Below are 24,323 nucleotides of genomic sequence, written 5' to 3' on the forward strand. Positions count from 1 at the left end.
CCCCGCAGACGTGCATTCGTCATCTTGACATTGTCTCCGGCACTGTGAAATTCTCGGCTTGTTCGCAGTTCATGGGGGCTCTCGGGGGCAAAACAAGGAGGCTGCGCAATGTCGTCACCGGAATTCGCCGGTCTGGATGTATCCGGCCGGGTCCGCGCGCGGGACATCCAGATGGCCGGGGTCGCCGACGTCCGCCGCAGGGTGCTGATGATCTCGGGCGCCATCGACACCACCGACCACGACGTCTCGGTCAGCGTCAACCTGCCCGAACCGGGCCGCTGGCAGATCATCAAGTCCGAGACCAACCTGACCGACCAGACGTGGGTCGCGATGCAGGTCGTCATGGACTCCGAGTCGACGTTCGTCAACGACCCGGAGTCGCTGGTGATGTCGAGGCAGTTCTCGAAGTCGTTCATGACGCCCGACCAGCGGCGGCTGACCTTCTACGGCGGCGAGGTCCGGCCCGGGGAGGCCGTGCTCAAGGTCTACGAGATGGAGACCAGCGCCCGCAAGCCGGCCTACTCCTATTCGCGGTACAGCCCGATCGCCACCGACAGCATGGAGCAGTCCCAGCAGACGCTCGAAGAGCTCGTCACGAACGGGATGCCCCGGCGGCCGATGGTCGAGCTGATCGTCCCGGTCACCGTGATCGGCTGAGCCGGATGCGGATCGGACACCGGGAGACCTCGTGAGCACCTTCGTCCCGGGGCCGCACCTGCTCGAGTCGCCCCGGGGCCGGGACTGGCCGCGGCTGCCCGCCGCGCCGGCACCCGGCCGCGAGGCGGTGCCGCCGGCGTGGGCCGACGTCGTCGTCGTAGGGGCGGGCCCGGCCGGGCTCGCCGTGGCGTCGGCGCTGTGGCACCACGGGGTGCCCGACGTGGTCGTGCTCGACCGGGCGGGCCGTCCGTGCGGGCGGTTCTTCGACCGGATCGACCTGCTCGGCCAGCGGGTGCTGCGCTCGCCGTACGAGCACCACCCCGGTGTCGAGGGCTATCGCGACTGCGAGCTGCTCGACTTCGCGCGGCTGCACTGGGGGCGGCTGACGCCGGTCGAGCGCCGGGAGGTCCGGATGGCGCAGGCCGGGCACCGCTCGGTCGTGCCGGTCGACGTGTTCGAGGCCTACTGCGACCACCTGGTGGACACCCACCGGGTGGCGGAGAAGACCTGGCGGGCCACGGTCCGCGAGGTGGTCCCGGCGGACGACGGCGTCACGGTCCGCACGGACCGGGGCGCGGTCGCCGCCCGCCACGTCGTGCTCTGCCCCGGCGAGGAGCGGCGTGAGGCGCCCGAGGAGTGGTGGGGCGGCGGTGCCGCGCCACCGGGGGTCACCTACTGGGACGAACGGGTCCCCCCTGCCGTCGAGCGGCAGGTGGTCGTCGGGGCCGGACTGACCGCGGCGCACCTGCTCTCGAACGCCCTCGCGGCCGGCCGGGAGGTGCACTGGGTGGTCCGCGAGCCGGGCGAGCGCTACCAGTGCGCCGACGTCAACTCGAAGTTCTTCCGGCCCGAGGGCCGGGCCCGGATCGGCAACGTCGGCTGGGCGGACCGGCTGCGGTTGATCGCCGAGTTCCGGCGGGCGTCGATCATGTTCGAGTTCCGCCCGCTGCTGGAGCGGGCCGAGGCCGAGGGGCGCCTGGTGGTGCACCGCGGCGAGGCGATCACCGGGGTGACGGCGGGAGCCGGTGGCACGGTCATGCTGCGGCTGGCCGGGGGACGCCGGGTCACCGGCGACCACGCGGTGCTCGCACTGGGCACCACGCCGGAGACCGGCCGCGGGCTGCTGCCCGAGGAGGCCGTCGGCGAGCGCGACGGCTGGCCGGAGCTCGACGAGCGCACGCTGGCCTACGCGTACGCCCCCCGGGTGTCCGTGGTCGGCGCGGCCGCGGGCATGGTGCTCGGCCCGGCGGCCCGCAACATCGACGGCCACCGCGTCGCGACCGCCCGCGTCGCCGAGGCGATCGCGCGCAGCCTGCGCGGCGAGGCTCCCGTCGCGGCGCCGGCCATGGCCGAAGTGGGGGCCGGTGTCTGACCAGGAGCCCTACGACTCGCGCTTCACCCTGCCCGACGTGGACGCCCCGCCCGGGACCGAGGTCGGGGTCATCCTGCTGGGCCTGGAGCCGGAACGGCTGCTCGCGGGGCTCGGCTTCGCCCGGCTGGCCGACGACCCGGGCCTGGTCACCCAGGTGGTCGACAAGGCCCGCCACGGCGTCTTCGCGGCCGACCTGGCCGGGCTGACCGCGGCCGGGCTGGCGCAGTGGCGGACGTGGCGGCCGCTGGTCGACGCCGAGCCGGGGGAACCGGAAGCGGGGGCGCTGCGGCAGGAGTGGGCGAGCTCGGCCGCGCGGATCGCGGGCGCCGTGCCGGACGCCGGCCCGGCGGCGCGGGCGTACTTGACGGCCTGCTGGATCCGCCGGCACGAGATCGACCGGCTCGCCGACCGAAAGGAAGATCCCGATGTCGTATCTGAAGTCCCTGCCGGCTGAAACGACGCTGCTCCAGGTTTTCCGGGCCTACCCCGGTCCGGCGCGCCACCTGCTGGCGTTCCACGAAACGCTGCTGCGCGGGGAATCGCCGTTCTCGCCGGGGGAACGCGAAATGATCGCGGCCTACGTTTCGGGCGTGAACAGCTGCGACTACTGCCACGGCATCCACACCGTGACGGCGGAGGCGTTCGGGGTGCCGGAAGGCGTGCTGACGGCGGCCGTGGCGGACCTGGGAACCGCGCCGGTCGACGACAAGCTGAAGCCGGTCCTGGCCTACGTGGGCAAGCTGACGCGCACGCCGTCCCGGATGACCGAGGCCGACGCCGAGGCCGTGTTCGCGGCGGGCTGGGACGAGCGGGCCCTGCACGACGCGGTGCTCGTCTGCGCGCTGTTCAACTTCATGAACCGGATGGTCGAGGGCCTGGGCATCGAGGCCGACGCGGCGTACACGACGACGTCCGGGGAACGGCTGGCCGAAGGCGGTTACGCCGGGCTGGCCGGCATGCTCTGAAGCACTGACGGAAGAGGCCTTCCCGCACGCGGTGCGGGAAGGCCTCTTCCGTTGTCCTCAGTGGACTCTTCAGGCGGCCTTCCGCTCCCGGCCCAGGTCCGTTGTGGACAGCGAGTGCCCCAGCCACTCCTCGTGGTCGAGCTGCCGCAGCCGCTCGTCGTCGGTGCGGGCCACCCGGCGCATCGCCACCCGCAGCAGCGGCGGGGCCATCACCGACGTCACGATCGCGACCAGCACCACCATCGTGTAGGTGGCGGTGTTGAGCACGCCGAGCCGCAGACCGGTGAGCGCCACGATCACCTCGATCACGCCACGGGAGTTCATCCCCGCGCCGAGGGCGAGCCCCTCCCAGCGGCTGAGCTTGCTGACCCGCGCGCCGGCGTAGGCGCCGACGAACTTGCCCACGATGGCCAGTGCCAGCAGGGCGAGCGCGGCCAGCGCCGTCGTCGGGTGCCACAGCGCGGTCAGGTCCATCCGGAGCCCGGCCGTGGCCAGGAACAGCGGCGCCAGCACGGAAAGCACCACGGTCCGCAGCCCGGCGAGCTTCGCCTGCGCGGCCCGCGACTGCGAGATCAGGATGCCGGCCACGAACGCGCCGAACACCGGCTCCATCCCGAGGCTCTGCGTGGCGGCCGCGAACCCCAGCAGGATGATCACCGCCATGGCGACCGCCGGGCCCGCCTCCTCCCGGCGAGCGGCGCGGTCCATCAGCTTCCGCACCAGGACGCGGCCGACCGTCCCGGCCAGCGCGACGAACCCGACCAGGTAACCCACCGACAGCGAAACCACGCCGGCCGTGACCCCGACCGTGGCCGCCGCGGAGACCACCGACAGCAGCAGCCAGCCGACCGCGTCGTCGACCATCCCGGCCGCCAGGGTCAGCTGGCCGATGTTGCGGTGCAGCAGGCGCATGTCGGTGAGGGTCTTGGCGATGACGGGGATCGCCGTGACGCACATGGCGACGCCGATGAACAGCGCGAACACCCACCGGTCGGTCTTCCCGCCGAGCAGGGAGCCCGGCAGCACGAACCCGAGCGCGATGCCCAGTGCCAAGGGCAGCAGGAGGCCGAACAGGCTGACGGTGGCGGCGACCCGGCCCTGGCGGCGCAGGATGCGCGTGTCCAGGTGCGTGCCGGTGATGCCGACCAGCAGCAGCACGGCGAACTGGCCGACCGCGTCGATCAGGTGGATCTGCTCGGCGGGCTGCGCGGGCAGCAGCCAGTTCGAGATGCCCGGCGCGAGGTGGCCCAGCAGGGACGGGCCGAGCAGCAGGCCGGTGACGAGCTCACCGACGACCGACGGCAGCCCGAAGCGCTCGCCGAGGCGGCCGAGCAGCTTGGCCAGGGTCAGCAGGACCAGCAGGCCCAGCAGGAAAAGCAACAGGGGATGGGGCGCGATCGGCGCCACCGGCGCGGCAAGATGCATGGCTCGACCTCCACGGGAGTGTTCCGGTCGATTCTTTCGGTGGCCGTGCGCGGCGAGCGTCTCGATTCGTGCGGAACTCACGAAACGCAACTGCGTTCTTCCGGAAACACCGGGCCGACTCGGGCTCCGCCGTACAATCCGGGCAGGGGTCCGACTTTTCCTGTTTCCTCATCGCTGTCGAATGACAGGAGTTTTGCCATGCGTACCAGAATCCGCCGCATCGCGGCCGTGGCGGCGGCGGCCGCGGGGCTGACGGCCGTGGCCGCGCCCGCCGCCTCCGCCGCGTCGCCGGTCCACCTCTTCGCGGCGCCGACGTTCGCCTTGTCCGCCAACGCGACCGTGGCGGCGGTGGTCGTCGGGCTGCCGCCGAACGGCACGTTCTGGGTCGGCGAATGCGGCTGGGTGCCGACCGGCTGCGCCGGCAACCCGGCGACGGTCGTCGAAGTCCACAGCGACTCCAACGGCGTCGCCTACACGACGATCGTGGCCCAGAAGACCTACGTCGGAAACATCGGCGACGGCGTCGACGTGACGGTCGACTGCGCGGCGGTGCAATGCACCCTCGGCGCCTACGACGCTTCCGTCACGGCTCTCGACCGCGTCGACATCCATTTCCGCTGAGCTATCGGAAAGCCCGCCATCGAAAAGCCCGCCATCGGAAGGGCCGCCGCCGGGAATTCCGGTGGCGGCCTTTCCGGTGGTCAGGAAGCGAGGATTTCCGCGGCCCGCCCGGCGTCGCCGGAGTCGTGGGCGGCGAGGAGGTCGGCGAACCGCTCCGCGGGCAGGATCCGGACGCCCAGCGCTTCGGCCTTGCCGGCCTTGCTGCCCGAGCCGTCGCCGACGACCACCAGGTCCGTCTTGGCCGACACCGAACTCGACGGAGTGCCGCCGAGCCGCTCGACGGCCAGGTTGCCTTCGTCGCGGTTCTTCAGCCCGGGCACCGCGCCGGTCACCACCACTCGCATCGGGGCGCCGTCGGCCTTGCGGAGCGGGAGCCCGGCGGGCGCGGCCTCGGCGGCCGGGGCCGCGAAGTCCGGCTCGGTCATGGTCACGCCGCGGGCCACGAGCTTCTCGATGACCGGGGCGAGTTCGGCCAGTTCGCCGGCGATGGTGACCGCCCGCTCCAGGCCGACGCCTTCGACCTCCTGCAGCTGCTCGGGCGTGGCCGCCAGCAGCGCGTCCATCGAGCCGAAGTGCCGGGCCAGCCGCCGCGACACCGCGCGGCCGGCCATCCGGATGCCGAGCCCGGTCAGCAGGCTCGACAGCGGCCGCCGCTTGGTGAGCTCGATCGCCGCGACCAGCTTGCCGCCGGAGATCTCGCCGAGGCCGTCGAGCGCGGCCAGCCGCGGCACGTCGAGGTCGTACAGGTCGGCCGGATCGGCGACCAGCCCCTCGGCCACCAGCAGGTCGATGATCTTGCTGCCCATGCCCTCGATGTCCATCGCTTCGCGGGTGGCGTAGTGGGCGAGGATCTTCCGCGCGCCGCAGACCCGGCCGCCCGTGCAGCGCCAGCGCGTCTGCGAACGGTCGATCGCCGACCCGCAATCGGGGCAGACCTCGGGCGGGGTGAACGGCTTGGCGTTCTTCGGCCGCTCGTCGAGCTTGGCGCCGGTGATCTCGGGGATCACGTCACCCGCCCGGCGGACGAACACGGTGTCGCCGACGCGGACGTTGCGGCGCTCGAGGTCGTCGAAGTTGTGCAGGGTCGCCGAGACGACCTTCACGCCGTCGATGAACACCGGCTCGAGCGTCGCGACCGGGGTGATCACGCCGGTGCGGCCGACCTGGACGTCGATGGCCAGCAACCGGGTGCTGCGGGTGTCGGCGGGGAACTTCACGGCCACGCCCCAGCGCGGCGCCTTGGCCGACGCCCCGGCGGCGGCGCGGTCTTCCGGGTGGTCGGCCTTGATGACGGCACCGTCCACGCCGTAGCCGAGCGCGCCGCGCAGGTCCCGGATCTCGGCGACCGCGGCCTCGATCTCTTCGGGGCCGCGGCACACCTTCAGCGCGGGCTTGGCCGCGGCCGTCGTCGCGACGCCCAGCTTTTCCAGCTGCGCCATGGCTTCCGAATGTGTCTCGTCGTCGGCCATCCCCTGCACGGAGTAGGCGACGAACGACAGGGGCGCCGAGTAGGCGCGGTCGATCGCGCGCAGCGTCCCGGCGGCGGCGCTGCGCGGGTGCGCGAACGCGGGCTCGCCGTGGCCGGTGCGCAGTTCGTTGGCCGTCGCGAAGTCCTCGTCGGTCATGAACACCTCGCCGCGGACCTCGATGGTCCGGGGTGCGGACAGCCTCGCGGGCAGGCCCTTCGCCAGGATCGCGCGGGTGGTGACGTCCTCGCCCATCGTCCCGGTGCCGCGCGTGAGGACCAGCTTCAGCCGGCCGCGGGAGTAGCGGGCCGCCACGGCGAGGCCGTCCAGCTTCGGCTCGACCGTGTAGGCCGCGACCGGGTGGCCGAGGACGCGCTCGAGCCGGGCCGCCCACTTCCGCAGCGACTCGGTGTCGAAGACGTTGTCCAGGCCCAGCATCGGCGTGCTGTGCGGGATCTCGGTCCCGGGCGCGACGCCCGCGCCGACGGCCTCGGTCGGGGTGTCCGCGGCCTTCCACGCCGGGTGCGCGGCCTCGGTCGCGATCGCGCGGGCCAGCAAGGCGTCGTAGGCGTCGTCGTCCATGAGCACGTCCTGGCCGGCGTAGTACGCGGCCGCGGCGGCGCGGATTTCGGCGAGGGCCTTCTCGTAGCGCGCGGCCGACGGGAAGGGCTTCGCCTTCGCCGGGTCGACGGGGTCGCCGGTGGACAGGGCCGTGGTCATCGGAATCCCCCGCTCGTCGGTCGTCGGGTGGGCCGGACGGGCCCGCCGGGGACGCTAGTCGCGGAGCCCCCGTCCGCCATCTCCCAAAATGCCGTGAAGGCCACCTCGAGGGACGCCGGGTTCCTCGAGGTGGCCTTCACGGCGCCGGTGCTCAGCCCTTGACCGGGCTGCTCTGGTGCGAGAACAGGTTCAGGTCGCCGTCGGCGTTGCGGACGACCACCCAGACCGCGCGGATCTGGTTCTCCGGCGCGATCTCGGACTCGCCGGCGCGGATGATCCCGCCCTCGGTGACCGCGATCGCGACGTTCTCGTCGAGGAACTTGACCTCGAGCGGCCAGCCGTAGACGTGCGCCCCCTTGAGGGGACCCGAGAACCCGGCGCGCATGTAGTCGCGGATCTCGTCCTGGCTGGTCAGCTGGTTGTCCTGGAGCAGCAGGCTGCCGTTGGCGGTGAACACGTCCGCGAACACGTCCGCGTCGTTCTTCAGCCAGGCGTCCTGGATGCGCTGCGGAACGGTGAGGACGGCCTTTTCGTCCGCGCTGGTGAATTCGCGGTAGAAAGAGGTGTCCTCGGTCACTCCGTGCGCGGCGAGGATCGTGGTGGCATCGCCCCACGAATTGGTCGGCACAATGATCTCCCGGTTCGTTTCGAGTTACCAGCGGAGGGTGGCGCCGGAGCCGCGCGGGCTGTTCTGGTAGACGGCCAGCTGCCATTCGTTGTCGCGCTTCACGACGACCCAGGTCGACCGGACGGCGAGTTCCTCGTCGATCTCGGTCTCGCCGGGGGCGAGGATGCCGCCGTGCGTGCGGATGAGCGCGACGGTGTCCGAGACGAACCGGAGGTTGACCGGCTTGCCGGTGACGCCGGTGCCCTTGAACGGACCGGCGTAAGCGGCGGCCATGAACGAACCGATCTCGTCGCGGCCCTTCTTCAGCACGTCACCGGGCAGGATGAGGATGCCGTCCTCGGTGAAGGCCTTGGCGACGCCGTAGCCGTCGTTCTTGCTCCAGGCGGCGATCAGCCGCAGCGGGACGTCGAGGGCTTCCTTTTCCTTTTCGGAGGTGAAGGGCCCGTAGTAGTCGTCCAGCCTGGCCTGGTCGTCAGAAGTGGGTGCGGACACTGTTGCTTCTCCTTCGATCGGTCGGCCAACCAACGGGCAGGGATACGATCGGCCCATACGAGGTTTATGGTCACACGGGCGCCGGGCCGGAAACCTCTCCTGCGTTGCCGCGGTTGCCCCGCCCTTTCCCGCAGGAGAGGAGATGCCGGGACGTGGTGTTCCCCGGAATGCTGGCCACGGAGATTCGAGCCAATTGACCAGCCAAGGAGAGCCGGATGTCCGAGAAGGCATCGTCCCTCGTCGCGGGGGCCAAGCAGTGGGCGACCTACTACGGCAAGTTCACCCAGGGCGAGGAAAGCGCCGCGCTGACCGCCCAGCTGCGCGCGCGGGCCGCCTGGGACGCGAACGACGCCGCCGCGTTCGCCGCCTCGTTCGCCGAGAACGGCAGCATCCTCGTCGACGACGAGCAGATCAACGGGCGTGAGGCGATCCAGGCGTTCTTCACCGACGCCTTCGGCGCCCGGCTCGCCGGGACCAAGCTGCACACCGAGCCGATCGAGGTGAAGGTCCTCGAGCCGGGTGTGGCCGTCGTGATCACCGACGGCGGCGTCCTCTACGACGGCGAGACGACCGTGCCGGCCGAGCGCACCGTCCGCGGCACGTGGGTCGCCGCGCAGGTCGACGGCGAGTGGCGCGTGGTGTCCCAGCAGACCAGCCCGGTCAAGGGCTGAGGGGGCGGGCATGACGAGCACCGAACGCACCGGCGTCACGACGTTCCGGGGGAACCCGGTGACGCTGCTGGGCCCGGCCGTCGCCGTCGGCGACCAGGCGCCCGACTTCACCGCGCTGGCCAACGACATGACTCCGGTCCGGTTCTCCTCGCTGAGCGGCACGACGCGGGTGATCTCGGTCGTCCCGTCGCTGGAGACGCCGGTCTGCGACATGCAGACGCGCCGCTTCAACGAAGCGGTGACCGAGCTCGGCGAGGCGTCGGTGCTGACGGTGTCGGTCGACCTCCCGTTCGCACAGGCCCGCTGGTGCGGCGCGGCGGGCGTCGACGGCGTCCGGACCCTGTCCGACCACCGCGACCTGGCGTTCGGCCTCGCCTACGGCGTGGTGATCAAGGAGTTCCGCCTGCTGGCCCGCGCGGTGTTCGTGGTCGACGCCGCCGACACGGTGGTCCACGCCGAGTACGTCCCCGAAGTCGGCCAGGCCCCGAACTTCGACGCCGCGGTGATCGCGGCCCAAGGAGCCGAAACCGCGCGCCGAGCCGCCGGCCGCGCCGCCTGACCGTCCGTTCGCGACGGTCACCCGCGAAGGCCGCCGCCCGGGTCCCCCTGCACCCGGCCGGCGGCCTTCGCTTTGCCGTACCCGGGGTCCGGACCCGCGTGATGCCTCCCCAGTCACGCGAGATGCCCGCTCGATCACACGTGATGCCCTCCCGGTCACAGAACTGGAGTTGCCCCGGTGAGGCGGACACGGGGTTTTCAGGCAGCGTGGGTCTGAGCGTAGTGGTTGGTTCGGGTTTCGGCTGGGGTGTTGTGGCCGTTGGTGGAGTGCAGCCTGGTGTGGTTGTAGTAGCGCAGCCAGGTGAACACATCCTGGCGGGCTTGGGCTCGGGTGCGCCAGATGGCGGTGCCGATCTCGGTGTTGAGGGTGGCGAAGAAGGCTTCGGCGACGGCGTTGTCATAACAGGACCCGACCCGCCCCACCGACGCCCGGATCGAGTGCTCGGCCAGCGCGGTGCGGAACTGACCGGAGGTGTACTGGACACCGCGGTCGGAATGGAACACCGCCTCGGGCCGGATGAGGCCGCGGGCAGTCGCGAGGTTGATCGCGTCGCAGACCAGGCTGGTGCGCATGTGCTCGGCCATGGCGTGGCCGACGACCTCGCGGGTGTGCAGGTCGATGACGGTGGCCAGGTAGAGCCAGCCTTGGAAGGTGGGCAGGCAGGTGATGTCCCCGACCAGCCGTGTCCCCGGTTGATCGGCGGTGAAGTCGCGGCGAATCAGATCACCGACCGGCGTGACCGGGCCGGTGGCGGGGCGGGTGGTGGTGCGGCGTTTGCGGCGGGTGATCCCGGCCAGCCCGTGCTCACGCATCAGCCGCTCCACCCGCTTGTGATTCACCACGATCCCGCGCCGGTGCAGCTCGGCGGTGATCCGCGGAACCCCGTAGGCGCTGCGGTGCTCAGCATGAATCCGGCCGATCAGGGCGACCAGGCCGGCCTCGGCCTCCGCCCGCGCGGCCCGGGCCTGCTCGGCGCGGATCCACTCGTGAAAGCCCTGCCGGCGCAACCCCAGGACCTGGCACAACCGCTTCACACCGAACTCGGTGCGGTGTTCGGAGATGAACCGGTAGCGGTAGATCATCGATCCATCTCGCGCGCAAAATAGGCGGCCGCTTTCCGCAGGATCTCCTTCTCTTTCTGCAGCTCAGCGACTTGGCGCCGCAGCCGCGTCACCTCATCGGCCACCGCCGGGTCCTCCACCGGTCCGGCCTCGGCGGCCTGCTTGGCGGTGTTGACCCACGACCGCAGGGTCTCGTGGTTGACCCCAAGTTCCCGCGCGATCTGCCGCAACGGCCGATCACTCGTGCTGACCAACTCGACCGCATCCCGACGGAACTGCTCCGGATACTTCGACCTGGAAGACACCAGGACATCCTCCCTCCAGACCACTGTCTGGAATCAAGGTGTCCGGCCCCAGGGGGCAACTCCACGTGATGCCCTCCCGGTCACGGAACCCGCGAGGGCGAAGGCGGAACTCGCGTGACCGGGGAGGCATCACGCGTGATCAGGCGGGCATCACGCGTGATTGAAGGGGCATCACGGGAACGGGCCCCGCGACCGGGGTGGTCGCGGGGCCCGGGTGGGGCGGGTCAGGCGGCGCGGGGGAGGGGGTTCCGGTCCGCCAGGAGGGCTTTCAGGGCTTTTTTGTCGGCTTTGCCGACCGCCGTGTGGGGGAGGGCGGTCAGGACCTCCAGGCGTTCCGGGATCTTGAACGCCGCCAGGCCGCGTTCGGTCAGCAGGCGCGAGATCTCCGCCAGTGACAGCGAACACCCGCCGTGGAAGCGGACGAACACGCAGACCCGCTCGCCGTACACCGGGTCCGGGGCCGGCACCGCGGCGACCTCCGCCACCTCCGGCAGCTCCTGGATCAGGGTCTCGACCTCGCCGGCGGAGATCTTCTCGCCGCCGCGGTTGATCAGGTCCTTGACCCGGCCGCAGACGACCGCGTGGCCCTCCGGGGTGAGGCGGACCAGGTCGCCCGTGCGGAACCAGCCGTCTTCGGTGAACGACAGCCGGTTCTGGTCCGGGACGCCGTAGTAGCCGCGCGGGGTGCCCGGGCCGCGCGTCAGCAGCTCGCCGGTTCCGCCCGGCGGCACCGGCGTGCCGTCCTCGTCGACGATCAGGAGCTCGTCGAACGCGCTGACCGGCGGCCCCTGCGTGCCGAACGCCACCTCGTCGGACGCGTCCGGCGGGGTGTAGCAGACCAGGCCCTCGGCCATCCCGTAGACCTGCTGCAGGCGGCAGTCGAGGGTCCGCGCCATCCGCTCGGCGATGTCGGGCGCCAGCATCGAGCCGCCGACGTGCAGGTACCGCAGGCTCGACAGGTCCGGCTTCAGCGTGGCCGCCGCGTCCATCCACTTCAGGACCACGGCCGGCACCGCCGACGTCGCCGTGACGCGCTCCGCCTCGATGGCCGCGAACACCGGCTCCGGCCGCGGCGACGCCGAGAGCACCACCCGGCCGCCCGCGTGCAGCGCGCCGAGCAGGCCGGGACTGGCGAGCGGGAAGTTGTGCCCGGCCGGCAACACCGCCAGGTACACGGTGTCTTCGCCGAACGCGCAAGCCCGCGCGCAGTGGACGATGTTGAACAGGTAGTCGTCGTGCGTGCGGCTGATCACCTTCGGCACGCCCGTGGTGCCGCCGGAGAGCAGGAAGACGGCGATGTCCGACGGCGCCGGGCCGTGCTCGTCCAGCCACCGCCGCCGCTCTTCGACAGCACCGTCCGTGTCGCCGTCCGTGGCAAGCAGTGCCCGGACGTCGACGGCACCACCGGCCACGTCGTCGCCGACCACCAGCACCTCGGCCGGCCCGGGCAGCGCCGCGGCCACCCGGAACGCCAGCTCCTGGTGGTCGAAGCCGCGCCACGTGCCGGGCACGACCAGGGCGCGCGCCCCCACGTGCCTGCCGATGGCGGTCAGCTCGTGGTCGCGGTGCGGCGGCAGCATCATCGTGGGGACGACGCCCAGCCGCAGCAGGGCCGCCGTCACGACCACGAACTCCCAGGTGTTGGGCAGCTGCACCAGCACGGTGTCGCCGCGCTCGAGCCCGCGCCCGGCCAGGCCCACGGCCAGCGCGTCCGCGCGGACGGCGAGGTCGCGGTAGGTCAGCCGGGTCGTCCCGTCGACGACGGCGACCCGGTCACCCCGGGTCTCCGCCCACTCCCACAGGTAGGACCCCATCGTCCGGCCGGGCCAGACCCCGGCCGCCCGATAGGCGTGGGCCAGGTCCTCGGGCCAGGGCACGAACCCCTCGAAACTCATTCAGGCTCCCCAGTTTCCTCGGCCATCCGCTCGGTCAGCAGCGCGGCCACGGCCTCGATGGTCGGGCGGTCCCAGAACAAGGTCGCGGGCAGCGCGAACCGGAAGCGCCGCTCCAGCCCCCGCCGGATCCGCACGGTCATCACCGAGTCGAGGCCCATCTCGATCAGCGGCCGCCGCGAGTCCACTTCGGACGGCGACAGCCCGGTCTCGGCCGCGACCTGCTTGCGGATCTCCTCGGTGACCGCGGCCGTCAGCTCGCCGCCGGTGAGGCCGGCCCACGGGACGTCGACCAGATCGGCGGCCGAAGCCCCGGCCGCGGTTTCCTCGGGCAGTTCCGAAAGCAGCGCGAGCTTTCGCATCCCCGGCTCGGCGGGCAGCGTCCGCAGCATCACGGCGTACCCGAGGTCGTGGCGGGTCGCGAGGTCCCACGCCCCGAACGCCTCGGTGGCGCTGATGTCGGCGGTACCGCGGGCGGCGAGCTCGGCGTCGATCACCGCGGTGGAGGTCGACATGCCCAGTCCGCGCCACGACGTCCACGCGTAGCTGGCGGCCCCGGTGTCCCCGCCCGCGCGCCGGTGCGCGGCCAGTGCGTCGAGGAACGCGTTGCCCGCGGCGTAGCTGGTCTGCCCGGGCAGGCCGAGCAGCTGCCCGCACGAGGAGAACAGCACGAAGAAGTCCAGCGAGCCCGGCGGGAACAACCGGTGCAGGTTCAGCGCGCCCTCGACCTTCGGCCGCATGACCCGGCGCAGCGACGCCTCGTCGAGCCGGCCGAGCGTGCGGTCGTCGAGCACGCCGGCGGCGTGCACCACCCCGCGGAACGGCGGCAGGCCGAGCGTTTCCGGCGAAAGCTTCGCGGCGACGTCGTCGGCGTCGGCGACGTCGACGGCGACCGGGAATACGGTGACGCCCAGGCGTTCCAGTGCGACCACCGAGTCCACGGCGGCGATCTCGGCTTCGTCGGTCAGCTCGGCCCAGCGGGCCCGCGGCGGCAGCCCGCGGCGGCCGGCGAGCACGATCCGCCGGGCCCCGCGGTCGGCCAGCCAGTGCGCGACCTCGAGGCCCAGCGCACCGAGCCCGCCGGTGACCAGGTACGTCGCGTGCGGACGGCTCTCCAGCCGCGGCCGGGTGGGTTCGCCCTCGATCCGGTGCAGGCGCGCGACCGACGCCGCGCCGTCGCGGACGACGACGACGTCTTCGCCGCGGATCGTGCGCAGCACGTCGACCAGGCCGCGGACGTCCTCTTCGGACTGTCCGATGTCGACGGTGCCACCCCAGAGGTCCGGGTGCTCCCCGCCGATCACCCGGCCGACACCCCACAGGGAGCCGTGGCCGAGCGAGGCGGCGTCCACGCTCTCGTGGACGCCTTCGGTGAGGCACCAGACGCGGGCGGGCTTCGCCTCGCCGGTCGCGGCGACGCGCTGCGCCGTGCGGGCGAGCAGCCAGGACCCCTCGGCGGCGGCGTCGCCGGACGCGCCGGCGGCGGGCACCACGAGCAGGGTGTGGTCCCGGCCGAGCACACCGGCCGGGAGGGCCTCGGGGGTGGCGGCGGCGAGGTGTGCGACGCCGAGCGCGTCGAGCCCCGCGGTGACCCGCCGCAGCACCGGCGAGTCCGGGCCGACCAGCACCAGGTTCAGCGCCGGGCCGGCGGCCGTGCCCTCGGCCGGGCGCCAGGCCAGGCGGTGCACGACCTGGCGCGGGCTCGTGACGGCGCCGGCCTCGCTGTCCAGCACGCCGTAGCGGAGCCGGGCCAGCCGGCCGACGACGGTGCCGTCGAGCTCGGCGATCTCGACGTCCACGGTGTCGTCGGCGACCACGCGCACGGTCACCCGCGCCCGCGACGGCGACTGGCCGGCGAGGGTGACGCGGTGGATGTGGGCGGGCATCCGCAGGATCGGCGGGCCGCCGAAGGCGACCGACGCCGCCGACAGCGCGCCGTCCAGCAGCGGCGCCCACGTCTCGGGCAGCTCGTCGGAGCCGGGGTCGGTGTTCACCGTGACCACGAGGGTGCCCTCGCCGCGCCGGATCTCCTCGACCGCCCAGGGGAAGCCCATCGCGGCGACGCCGAGGGTGGCGAGCCGGTCGATGACGTACCCGGTCGGCAGGTCCTCGGTGGTGTGCGGTTCCGAGCGCTGGCCGCGGATCTTGCCGGTGAACGGCGAGGTGGACGCGGTGGTGTGGGTGACCCAGCCCTTGTCGTCACCGTCGTCGCCGTCTTCGATGATCCGCGACGACAGCCGGAACGCGCCGTCCTGCAGCACGATCTGCAGGTGCCGGGGCCGCGTGACGCTCACCGGCACGCGCAGCGCGACGTCGGAGAGCTCGTGCCACGCGCCCTTGGCCGAGGCCGCGGCGGTGAGGAAGCTGTTGAGCAGCACCGCGGCGGGGATGATCTCGACCTTCCGCACCGGGTGGTCGCCCGGGTACGGCCGCGAGTCGCGGTCCAGGTAGGTCAGCCAGGCCTGCGCCGGGTTCGCGCCGTGCACGTTGATCCGGCCGCCGAGCAGCGTGTGGCTGTCGAGGTCGTGCTGCTCGGTGAGGAACGACCGGCCGACCGAGTCGTCGACCCAGTGGTCCTTGCGCTGCCACGCGGTGGTCGGCAGATCCGCCAGGGAGCCGTCCGGCCAGTGCGCCGCCCAGTCGACGTCGGCGCCGGCGCAGTACAGCACCCCGAGGTTCCCCAGCAGGGTTTCGCGCTCGGGCCGGTTGCGCCGCAGGGAGTGGGTGACGACGGCGTCGGTGACGCCCAGCTCGTCGAGGGTCTCGTTGATCGAGTGCTCGACCACCGGGTGCGGCGAGACCTCGACGAACAGCCGGTAGCCGTCGGCCGCCGCGGCCGCGACGGCCGCGGCGAACCGCACGGTCCCGCGCAGGTTCGTCGCCCAGTAGGCGCCGTCGCGCGGAACCTCCGAACGCGGGTCGGCGAGCGCGGTGCTGTACACCGGGATCTCGGCCGGCGTCGGCGGCAGGTCGGCGGCGGCCGCGGCGAGCGACTCCAGCAGCGGGTCCATGTGCGGGCTGTGGAAGGCGACGTCGGAGTCGACGCGGCGCACGACGAGCCCTTCGGCGCCGAACTCCTCGCTGAGCTCCTGGACGGCGTCGATGTCGCCGGAGAACACGGTCGAGCCGGTGGCGGCGGCGACCGCGACGGCGACGTCGGTGCGGCCGGCGAGGCGCTGCCGGGCCTCGTCCGGTGGCAGGTTCACCATCGCCATCGCGCCCTGGCCGGCGACCTGCCGCAGCAGCACGGACCGGCGGCAGACCAGCCGGGCACCGTGCTCGAGGGTGAGCATGCCGGAGGTGACCGCCGCGGCGATCTCACCGACCGAGTGCCCGATCACGGCGTCGGGGTGGACACCGCGGTCGCGCCACAGCGCGGCCAGGGCGACCTGGACGGCGAAGATCATCGGCTGGATGACGTCCACCGGCTGCGCGTCGTCCGAGCCGATCGTCGCGCGGGGGGAAATCCCCAGCTCGGCGTGGAAGACCGGCTCGATCTCGTCGATCACGGCGGCGAACGCCGGTTCGGTGGCCAGCAGTTCGCGGGCCATGCCGGTCCACTGCGAGCCGTGCCCGGAGAAGACCCAGACGAGGTCGTGGCGGGCCGTCTCCGGCAGCGCGCGCCCGGACGTCCCGCCGGTGCCCGCCGCGAAGTCGATCAGCTTCGCGCGGAGCGTCCCGGTGCTCTCGGCGGTCACCGTCGCGCGGTACGGGAGGTGCTGGCGCCGCTGGGAGAGCGTGTGCCCGATGTCGGCCAGCGTCGTGTCGGGGTGGCGGGACAGCCAGTTCGCCAGCCGCCCGGCGTACTTCGCGACGGCGGCTTCGGTCGCCCCCGACAGCGGGAGGGTCTTCGGCGTCCCGGCCGCCACGGCCGGCCGGGCCTCGGTGACGGCGTCGTCGGCCCCCTCGAGGATGACGTGGGCGATGGTGCCGCCGTAGCCGTACCCGGACACCCCCGCGCGGCGCGGCGTGGCGCCGGACGGCCACGGCGTGTTCTCGGTGACCACGCGCAGCCCCGAGGTGTCCCAGGGGATCTTCGGGTTCGGCGTGGTGAAGTTCAGGCTGGCCGGGATTTCTTCGTGCTGCAGCGCCAGCACGGTCTTGATCACCCCGGCGACGCCGGCGCCGGCTTCGAGGTGGCCGACGTTCGGCTTGACCGAGCCGATCAGGCAAGGCGCGCCGGGCGGGCGGCCTTCGCCGAACACCGCGGTCATGGCGCCCGCTTCGAGCGGGTCGCCGACGCTGGTGCCGGTGCCGTGCGCCTCGACGTAGCCGACGGTCGCCGGGTCGATGCCCGCGGCGTCGTAGGCCCGGCGCATCAGGTGCGCCTGCGCCTCGCCGTTGGGTGCCATGATGCCGTTGGTCTTGCCGTCCTGCTGCACCGCGCTGCCGCGGATGACCGCGAGCACGCGGTCGCCGTCGCGGCGGGCGTCCTTGAGCAGCTTGAGCACGACGACGCCGCCGCCCTCGCCGCGGCCGTAGCCGTCGGCCGAGGCGTCGAACGACTTGCTGCGCCCGTCGCGGGAGGTGGCCCCGGCCGCGTCGAGCACGACCGAGAGACCGGGGCCCGCCATCACGAGGATGCCGCCGGCGAGGGCCACCGGGCATTCGCCGGAGCGCAGCGCCTGGGCGGCCAGGTGGATCGAGACCAGGGACGAGGAGCAGGCCGTGTCGACGACCATGCTGGGCCCGCGCAGGTCGAGCACGTACGACACGCGGTTGGCGACCGCGCAGAACGAACTGCCGATGCCCGTCCAGGCCTCGATCCGGGGCAGGTCCTCCAGCAGCCGCCGCCCGTAGTCGTCGGCGCCGACGCCCATGAACACCCCGGCGTCCGTCCCGCCCAGCGAGCGCGGCGGGATCCCGGCGTGCTCCAGCGCCTCCCAGGCCAGCTCCAGCGTGATCCGCTGCTGCGGGTCCATCAAGGCCGCTTCGCGGGGCGTGACGTCGAAGAAGTCGGCGTCGAACTCCTTGACGTTGTCGAGGAACGCACCGCGCTTGGTCACGTCCCGGACCACCGCGGCGTGCTCGCGGCTCTGGCCGGCGTGCCACTCCCAGCGGTCCGCGGGCAGCTCGCCGACGGTGTCGCCACCGTCGCGCAGGAGCGCCCAGAACGACTCTGGTGACTCGATTCCCGCGGCGAAACGGCAAGCCATCCCGATGATGGCGACGGGTTCGGGGAAGTTCATCGGCCTTCTTTCGTTCGTCCCGCGAGCGGCGGGCGCCGGGCAAGGACACCGAAGATCCGGGCGAGCCGGTTCCGGCCCGCCCGGATCGGGCTCCGGGCTACTTGTGGCCCACCACCAGGGCGTGGCTGAAGCCGAGGTCGGCGAACCGCTCGACCCGCGAGAAGCCGGCGTCACGCACGGACTTCTCCATGTCCGCCGCCGACCAGGTCATGCCCTCGCCGGAGGCCAGCGCCAGGAAGTACGGCGACACGAGGCCGCCGGACAGGCCGCCGGTGCCCTCGTCGTTGGAGACGAAGTTGTAGACCAGCACGGTCCCGCCCTCGGGGAGCGCGTCGTAGCACTTGCGCAGCATCTCCGTGTTGCGCTCCAGCGACCAGATCTCGTAGATGTGGAAGTACAGGATCGCGTCGGCGCCCTCGGGCAGCCGGTCCTTCAGCATGTCGCCCGGGTGGAAGTGGACGCGCTTGCGGACCGACGGGTCCTCGATCTTGTCCGCGGCGAGCCGGGTGACGCTCTCCTGGTCGAACACCGTCATCTCGAGCTCGGGGTAGCGCTCGGCCAGCTTGACCGAGTTGGTGCCGTCGCCGCCGCCGATGTCGATCGCGTGCTTGATCCCGCTGAAGTCGTAGTACTCCAGGAACTGCTCGAACGCGCGGTTCGAGGCGTCACCCATGTTGTCGTAGAAGACCTTCTGCAGGTCCGGCGTGGCGGTGAGCTTCGAGTACAGCGTGTCGCCGGGGCCGTCGAGGTGCCGCAGGCCGACGTTGGTGCTCTGCCGCATCGACTCGGCGAAGTCGACCAGGGTCTTGTTGATGATCTTGTCCTGGATGTCGATCAGCGGGCCGAGGAACCGCTCGCCGTCCTTCAGCAGCTTCCGGCGCACGATCGGGGCGTTGACGAACTTGCCGTCCTTCTTCTCGATCAGCAGCAGCGACGCCAGCCCGAGCAGCAGCACGCGCGCCGGGTACTCCTCGACGCCGAGCGCCTCCGCGGTCTCGGTGAGGTCCAGGCCGCCGCTGTCCTCGAGCTTCTGGAACAGGTCGAACTCGAGACCCGTGCGCAGCAGTTCGAAGGCGGTGTGGCCGTGGATGAGGATCCGGAGGTAGTCCGCCTCCGAGATCGGGACGCTCGTCGCCATGGGCTTGTTCTCCTTCGCAGGGGATGGGTCGGCCTGGCCCGGCTCGCCCGCATACGAGGATGATCGGGAGGAAAACCCGGGGGCGCCTCCATTTCTGCGGTGCGGGCGGAGCACCGCACCCAGGGCGCACGACGGGAGACGTGGCCCGGTGGCGGCCGGCAACCCGGCTGCGTAGATTCGGGGCCGTGACTGACGGCCGGTGCCCCAGCTGCGGCAAGCCCCTGCCCGCGCGCGGGGGCGGCCGCGGCCGCACGTCCAAGTACTGCTCGCCGGCCTGCCGGCAGAAGGCCTACCGCGAGCGGCAGCAGCCGAGCGCCGACACGGCGGTGCCGGCCCTGATCGCGGACATCGAGCAGCGCGTGCGCCGGCTCGCGCCGCAGCTGCCCGACGAGTTCTACACCGACGTCACCGACCTCGCCTCGACCGTCGGCCGGCTGCGGCGGATCGCGCAGCTGGCCAGGGACGCCTCCGCGGGAGAGACCGCCGGAAACGTCACGCCCGCCCGCGTGACGCCGAACCCGCCGGAAAACGTCACGCCCCCGGCCGTGACGGAAGAAAACGTCACGGCGGAGGACGTGACGGAAACCGGCTCCGACGACGTCACGGACGACGGCGTGACGAAATCCGGCGGCGAGGACGACGTCGTCACGGCCGCCGTGCGCTCGGGGGACGAATGGGACTTCGCCGGGCTCGTCGAGCCGTACCGCCACGAGCTGCAGGTGCACTGCTACCGGATGGTCGGCTCGTACGACGACGCCGAGGACATGGTGCAGGAGACGTTCCTGCGGGCCTGGAACCGGCGGGACGCCTTCGAGGGCCGCTCGACCTTCCGGGCCTGGCTGTACCGCATCGCGACCAACGCGTGCCTCGACTTCCTGCGCCGCAACGAGCGGCGCCCGCAGCGCTACGAGCCGGTGCCGGGAATGGACAACGGCGCGGCGGAGGCGCCGGCCCGGGTGACCTGGCTGCAGCCCTACCCGGACGCGCTGCTGGAAGACGTCGCCTCCACCGAGGTCCAGCCCGAGGGCGCCGCGGTGTCCCGGGAGACGATGGAGCTGGTCTTCCTGGCCGCGATCCAGCACCTGCCGCCCCGGCAGCGGGCCGTGCTGATCCTGCGTGACGTGCTGGGCTGGCCGGCCGCCGACACCGCCGAGCAGCTGGACATGAGCGTCGCCTCGGTCAACAGCGCCCTGCAGCGGGCCCGGCCCGCCCTGCGCCGCCACCTGCCGTCGCGGCGGTCCGACTGGACCGCCTCGGCCCGCCCGACCGGCGAAGAGCGGGAGATCCTGCAGCGGTACATGGACGCGGCCGACCAGGCCGACGCCGCCGTGGTCGCCGAGCTGCTCAGTGAAGACGTGGTGCTGACCATGCCGCCGAACCCGTTCTGGTTCGTCGGCCGGGACGCGATGATGGCGTTCATCAAGCCGTCGATCGACCCCGCGTCCCCGCACTTCCAGGGCACCTGGAAACACCTGCCGACCTTCGCGAACCGCCAGCCCGCGGCGGCCGGCTACCTGCGCCGCCCCGGCACCACCGTCTACCGCGCCCAGGTGCTGGACGTGCTGCGCATCGAGGGTGGCCGGATCGTCGAGATCACCTCCTTCGAACCCCACCTCTTCCCGGCCTTCGGCCTCCCGCTCACGCTCTGACCCGATCTCCTCCGGGCGGGGCGATGAGTTTTCGCGGACGCGTGCGTCTCAATGTCCGACAACGCGGGCAACACAGCACGCGACAAGACGCGGAGGAGAAAGCCATGTCGCTCGAGAAGAAGAACGCGATCGTCTACGGCGCCGGCGGCTCGATCGGCGCGGCGGTGGCCAAGGCGTTCGCCGCCGACGGCGCGCACGTGTTCCTGGTCGGCCGGACCCTCGAGAAGCTGCAGGCGGTGGCCGACGAGATCGAGGCGGACGGCGGCTCGGCCTCGGTGGACGTGCTCGACGCGCTCGACGAGGCGGCCGTCGAGGAGCATGCCAAGACAGTGGTCGTCGAGGGCGGCAGCCTGGACGTGTCGATCAACCTGATCACCCGCGGCGACGTGCAGGGCATCCCGCTGATCGACATGAAGGTCGAGGACTTCACCGCCCCGGTCGTCACCGGCGTGACCACCAACTTCATCACCATGCGCGCGGCGGCCCGGCACATGGTCGAGCAGGGCTCCGGCGTGATCCTGGCGCTCGACAGCGGATCCGCGCACGGCAGCCCGATGATGGGCGGGACCGGTTCCGCCGACGGCGCGATCGACACCCTCGTGCGCAACCTCGCCGCCGAAGTCGGCCCGGCGGGCGTCCGCGTCGCCGGCATCTGGACGGCCGGGCTGCCCGAAACGCTGTCCCCGGAGAAGCTCGCGGCCTTCAGCGGCGCGCCGCAAATGGACGACGCCGCGTTCCAGGGCCTGCTGCAGCACCTCGACGGCATGCGCATGACCAAGAAGTCGCCCACGCTCGCCCAGGTCGCGGCGACCGCGGCGTTCCTCGCCGCGCCGGAGGCCGGTGCCATCACGGGCACCTTCGTGAACGTCACGAGCGGCATCTTCCCGAGCTGAGCCTCGGGTAAGAGTACGCATAAGGAGTAGTCAATTCCTCCTTTCGCCTGAACTTCGATACGCCCGAGTGCAGGCGGTGAGCGCATTCCGGGAGATGCGGCCCGCGTCGCGATGGCACAACTATGTGCTCGACACCCGTCCCGATTCCGCCGTTCGGCGGCCCGGGACGGCGCGATGGCTGGGGGCCAGGCCTTCCGCGTGCGCCGTGCACGCGTGGAACAGGAAAGGAATTTCGATGTCCCTGGAGAACAAGAACGCCATCGTCTACGGAGCCGGTGGATCGATCGGCCGTGAAGTGGCGAAGGCGTTCGCCAAGGCAGGCGCCCGGGTTTACTGCGCCGGGCGCACCCGCAAGAACCTCACCCCGGTGGTCAAGGAGATCACCAACGCCGGCGGCTGGGCGAAGGCCAACGTGGTCAACGCCCTCAACGAAGCCGCGGTGGAACGGCACGCCAAAGCGGTGGTGGCCGAGAGCGGCAGCCTGGACATCTCGATCAACCTGATCACCCGCGGCGACGTGCAGGGCACCCCGCTGGTCGACATGATCGCGGACGACGTGACCGGGCCGGTGCTCACCGGGCTCACCACGAACTACCTCACCGCACGGGCGGCCGCCCGGCACATGGTCGAGCAGGGCTCGGGCGTGATCCTGGCCTTGAACAGCGGCTCGGCCAACGGCAGCCCGATGATGGGTGCCACCGGCCCGGCCGACGCGGCGATCGACACGCTGTTCCGCAACCTCGCGGCCGAACTCGGGCCGGCCGGGGTGCGCGTGCTCGGCATCTGGACGGCGGGCCTGCCGGAGACGCTGTCCCCGGAGAAGCTGGCGGCGTTCAGCGGCGGCCCGGAGATGGACGACGAGGCCTTCCAGGGCCTCCTGCAGCACCTGGACGGGATGCGGATGACGAAGAAGTCTCCGACGCTGGCCGAAGTGGCGGCCACGGCGACGTTCCTCGCCTCCGACCGGGCGGGCGCGATCACGGGCACGTTCGTGAACGTCACGAGCGGCACCTTCCCGAGCTGACGGGCGTCCTGCGCCGAAGGGGATCCTCGCTTTCCGCGGGGATCCCCTTCGGCGTTCCCGGGCACCGCCGAGGCCGGCCTGACGACGTCCGGCGGCCGATTTCTTCGAGCGTTCTCCGGGGCGGCGGGCAGGCAAACCATGAGACGTCCGGTGCCGGTGCGGGGTGTGAGGCTGGGCCAAGGCCGCCGCGGGGGAGGTGGCCTGGTCCACGAACTCTCACACCAAGGAGGCCGGCACATGGCCGGACAGGTCGGAAGCGTCGCCGTCGTCCTGGGTGGCAGCATGGCCGGCAGCCTGGCGGCCCGGGTGCTGTCGGAGTCCTACGAGGAGGTCCTGGTCCTCGACCGGGACGTCCTGCTCGGGGTGACCACCCCGCGCCGGGGCACGCCGCACACCCGGCACGCGCACGGGCTGCACGCCCGCGGTCAGCGCGTGCTCGAAGACTTCTTCCCCGGGTTCACCGATGACCTGCGCGCCAGTGGCGCCCCGGTCGGCGACCTGGGCGAGATGCGCTGGTACTTCAACGGCCTGCGCCTGCCCTACACCCACACGGGGCTCGTCTCGGTGACGCCGACGCGGCCGGTGCTGGAGAACCACGTCCGCACCCGGGTCGCCGCGCTGCCGAACGTGACCTACCTGGAGCAGCACGACATCCTCGGCCTGGTGTCCACTTCGGACAACTCGCGGGTGATCGGCGTGCGGGTGCGCGACACCGAAGGCACCGAAAAGGTGCTGCGCGCCGACCTCGTCGTCGACGCCACCGGCCGCGGGTCGCGGACGCCGGCCTGGCTCGAGCAGCTCGGCTACGCGCGGCCCACCGAGGACCGCGTCAAGATCGGCCTCGCCTACACCACGCGGTTCTACCGCCGCCCGCCCGGCTCGTTCACCGACACGTGGTCCATCAACCCGGTCGCCTCGCCGCAGCACCCGCGTGGTGCCTTCTTCGGCCTGTCCGACGAGGACACCTGCATCGTTTCGCTCACCGGCATCCTCGGCGACCACCCGCCGACCGACCCCGAGGGCTTCCTCGCCTTCGCGAAGTCGCTGCCGGTGCCGGACGTCTACGACGGCATCAAGGACGCCGAGCCGCTCGACGACGCGACGTCCTTCGGCTTCCCCGCCAGCGTCCGCCGCCGCTACGAGCACCTGACCGAGTTCCCGGCCGGCCTGCTCGTGCTCGGCGACGCGATCTGCAGCTTCAACCCGGTCTACGGCCAGGGCATGAGCGTCGCCGCCTGGGAGGCGTTCACCCTGCGCGAGCACCTGCGGGCCGGCGAAGTCGACCAGTACGCCTACTTCCGCGACATCGGCCAGGTCGTGGACGCGCCGTGGGCGGTGTCCGCGAGCGGTGACCTCGCCTTCCCGGAGGTGGAGGGGGAGCGCACCCCGGAGATCGAGCAGGGCAACGCCTTCATGGGCCTGCTGCAGTACGCGGCGTCGAAGGACCAGGAGATCGTCAAGGCGTTCATGCGCGTGGCCGGGCTGATCGACCCGCCGACCGCGCTGATGGACCCGGAACTGGTGCAGCGCGTGCTGGCGCACCAGCCCGCCGACGGCGCGGCGGGCCAGGCCGCCTGAGGAACGTCGGCGGCGGGG

At 72.2% G+C, this 24,323-nt stretch carries 20 protein-coding genes; 11 read left to right on the plus strand and 9 right to left on the minus strand.

Going from position 1 to position 24,323, the window contains the following annotated elements; genetic code table 11:
- Positions 1-171: 171 nt before the first annotated feature.
- From DV20_RS28015 to DV20_RS28030, 4 genes are read left to right on the plus strand one after another with little or no spacing between them, the layout of a single operon-like run.
- Positions 172-657, plus strand: coding sequence for a DUF6423 family protein (locus DV20_RS28015; protein ID WP_043785556.1), 486 nt, complete (start codon positions 172-174; stop codon positions 655-657).
- 31 nt (positions 658-688) lie between these two features.
- Complete coding sequence (locus DV20_RS28020) at positions 689-2,029, plus strand: FAD/NAD(P)-binding protein (protein WP_043785503.1); 1,341 nt, start codon at positions 689-691, stop codon at positions 2,027-2,029.
- Positions 2,022-2,483 carry a DUF6187 family protein gene (locus DV20_RS45110; RefSeq protein WP_043785559.1) on the plus strand — a complete coding sequence of 154 codons (462 nt, stop codon included), beginning with the start codon at positions 2,022-2,024 and terminating at the stop codon, positions 2,481-2,483. The genes DV20_RS28020 and DV20_RS45110 overlap by 8 nt, the downstream gene beginning before the upstream one ends.
- The gene (locus DV20_RS28030; protein WP_043785506.1) at positions 2,455-2,994 is read left to right on the plus strand and encodes a carboxymuconolactone decarboxylase family protein; all 540 of its coding nucleotides are present in this window, start codon (positions 2,455-2,457) and stop codon (positions 2,992-2,994) included. Before DV20_RS45110 ends, DV20_RS28030 begins: the two co-directional genes overlap by 29 nt.
- A gap of 69 nt (positions 2,995-3,063) precedes the next feature.
- On the opposite strand, the gene DV20_RS28035 is transcribed toward DV20_RS28030, so the two are convergent.
- Positions 3,064-4,419, minus strand: a complete 1,356-nt coding sequence (locus DV20_RS28035; RefSeq protein WP_043785507.1) for a cation:proton antiporter — start codon at positions 4,417-4,419, stop codon at positions 3,064-3,066.
- Positions 4,420-4,617: 198 nt separating this feature from the next.
- Between DV20_RS28035 and DV20_RS45635 the strand changes: the two genes are divergently transcribed.
- The gene (locus tag DV20_RS45635) at positions 4,618-5,040 is read left to right on the plus strand and encodes a neocarzinostatin apoprotein domain-containing protein (protein WP_051736152.1); all 423 of its coding nucleotides are present in this window, start codon (positions 4,618-4,620) and stop codon (positions 5,038-5,040) included.
- Between the two features lie 80 nt (positions 5,041-5,120).
- On the opposite strand, the gene ligA is transcribed toward DV20_RS45635, so the two are convergent.
- The 3 genes from ligA to DV20_RS28055 all read right to left on the minus strand — a co-directional run bounded on the left by ligA (position 5,121) and on the right by DV20_RS28055 (position 8,346).
- On the minus strand, positions 5,121-7,226 hold the full coding sequence (gene ligA / locus DV20_RS28045; protein WP_043785510.1) for an NAD-dependent DNA ligase LigA: 2,106 nt from the start codon (positions 7,224-7,226) through the stop codon (positions 5,121-5,123).
- Positions 7,227-7,377: 151 nt separating this feature from the next.
- Positions 7,378-7,854, minus strand: coding sequence for an SgcJ/EcaC family oxidoreductase (locus DV20_RS28050; protein WP_043785511.1), 477 nt, complete (start codon positions 7,852-7,854; stop codon positions 7,378-7,380).
- Positions 7,855-7,878: 24 nt separating this feature from the next.
- The gene (locus DV20_RS28055) at positions 7,879-8,346 is read right to left on the minus strand and encodes an SgcJ/EcaC family oxidoreductase (RefSeq protein WP_235190988.1); all 468 of its coding nucleotides are present in this window, start codon (positions 8,344-8,346) and stop codon (positions 7,879-7,881) included.
- Between the two features lie 215 nt (positions 8,347-8,561).
- Between DV20_RS28055 and DV20_RS28060 the strand changes: the two genes are divergently transcribed.
- Together DV20_RS28060 and tpx are read left to right on the plus strand one after the other, a co-directional pair.
- Positions 8,562-9,017, plus strand: a complete 456-nt coding sequence (locus DV20_RS28060; RefSeq protein WP_043785513.1) for an SgcJ/EcaC family oxidoreductase — start codon at positions 8,562-8,564, stop codon at positions 9,015-9,017.
- A 10-nt stretch (positions 9,018-9,027) separates the two neighbouring features.
- Positions 9,028-9,576: a thiol peroxidase gene (gene tpx, locus DV20_RS28065; protein WP_043785514.1), complete on the plus strand. Its 549-nt coding sequence runs from the start codon at positions 9,028-9,030 to the stop codon at positions 9,574-9,576.
- A gap of 197 nt (positions 9,577-9,773) precedes the next feature.
- Here the strand turns inward: tpx and DV20_RS28070 are convergent, their stop codons facing one another.
- The 5 genes from DV20_RS28070 to DV20_RS28090 form a co-directional block, all read right to left on the minus strand.
- Positions 9,774-10,658 (minus strand): IS3 family transposase, encoded by an 885-nt coding sequence (locus DV20_RS28070; RefSeq protein WP_043785515.1) that lies wholly within the window; start codon positions 10,656-10,658, stop codon positions 9,774-9,776.
- Complete coding sequence (locus tag DV20_RS28075; RefSeq protein WP_043785566.1) at positions 10,655-10,942, minus strand: transposase; 288 nt, start codon at positions 10,940-10,942, stop codon at positions 10,655-10,657. Before DV20_RS28075 ends, DV20_RS28070 begins: the two co-directional genes overlap by 4 nt.
- Before the next feature lie 224 nt (positions 10,943-11,166).
- Positions 11,167-12,837, minus strand: coding sequence for a (2,3-dihydroxybenzoyl)adenylate synthase (locus DV20_RS28080; protein ID WP_043785516.1), 1,671 nt, complete (start codon positions 12,835-12,837; stop codon positions 11,167-11,169).
- The gene (locus DV20_RS28085) at positions 12,834-18,023 is read right to left on the minus strand and encodes a type I polyketide synthase (protein WP_043785518.1); all 5,190 of its coding nucleotides are present in this window, start codon (positions 18,021-18,023) and stop codon (positions 12,834-12,836) included. Before DV20_RS28085 ends, DV20_RS28080 begins: the two co-directional genes overlap by 4 nt.
- A 97-nt stretch (positions 18,024-18,120) precedes the next feature.
- Complete coding sequence (locus tag DV20_RS28090; RefSeq protein WP_043785520.1) at positions 18,121-19,161, minus strand: methyltransferase; 1,041 nt, start codon at positions 19,159-19,161, stop codon at positions 18,121-18,123.
- A 185-nt stretch (positions 19,162-19,346) separates the two neighbouring features.
- On the opposite strand from DV20_RS28090, the gene DV20_RS28095 reads away from it, so the two are divergent.
- From DV20_RS28095 to DV20_RS28110, 4 genes are all read left to right on the plus strand, one after another.
- Positions 19,347-20,810, plus strand: coding sequence for a sigma-70 family RNA polymerase sigma factor (locus tag DV20_RS28095; RefSeq protein ID WP_235190989.1), 1,464 nt, complete (start codon positions 19,347-19,349; stop codon positions 20,808-20,810).
- Between the two features lie 23 nt (positions 20,811-20,833).
- Entirely contained in the window at positions 20,834-21,703 is an 870-nt protein-coding gene (locus DV20_RS28100) for an SDR family NAD(P)-dependent oxidoreductase (RefSeq protein ID WP_268747446.1), read from the plus strand.
- A gap of 235 nt (positions 21,704-21,938) precedes the next feature.
- The gene (locus DV20_RS28105) at positions 21,939-22,727 is read left to right on the plus strand and encodes an SDR family NAD(P)-dependent oxidoreductase (RefSeq protein ID WP_043785524.1); all 789 of its coding nucleotides are present in this window, start codon (positions 21,939-21,941) and stop codon (positions 22,725-22,727) included.
- Positions 22,728-22,964: 237 nt separating this feature from the next.
- A complete protein-coding gene (locus DV20_RS28110; protein WP_043785526.1) occupies positions 22,965-24,305 on the plus strand; it encodes an FAD-dependent oxidoreductase in 1,341 nt (446 codons plus the stop codon).
- Positions 24,306-24,323 lie beyond the last annotated feature (18 nt).

The sequence above is a fragment of the Amycolatopsis rifamycinica genome (assembly GCF_000695625.1).
GTDB classification, from domain to species: domain Bacteria; phylum Actinomycetota; class Actinomycetes; order Mycobacteriales; family Pseudonocardiaceae; genus Amycolatopsis; species Amycolatopsis rifamycinica.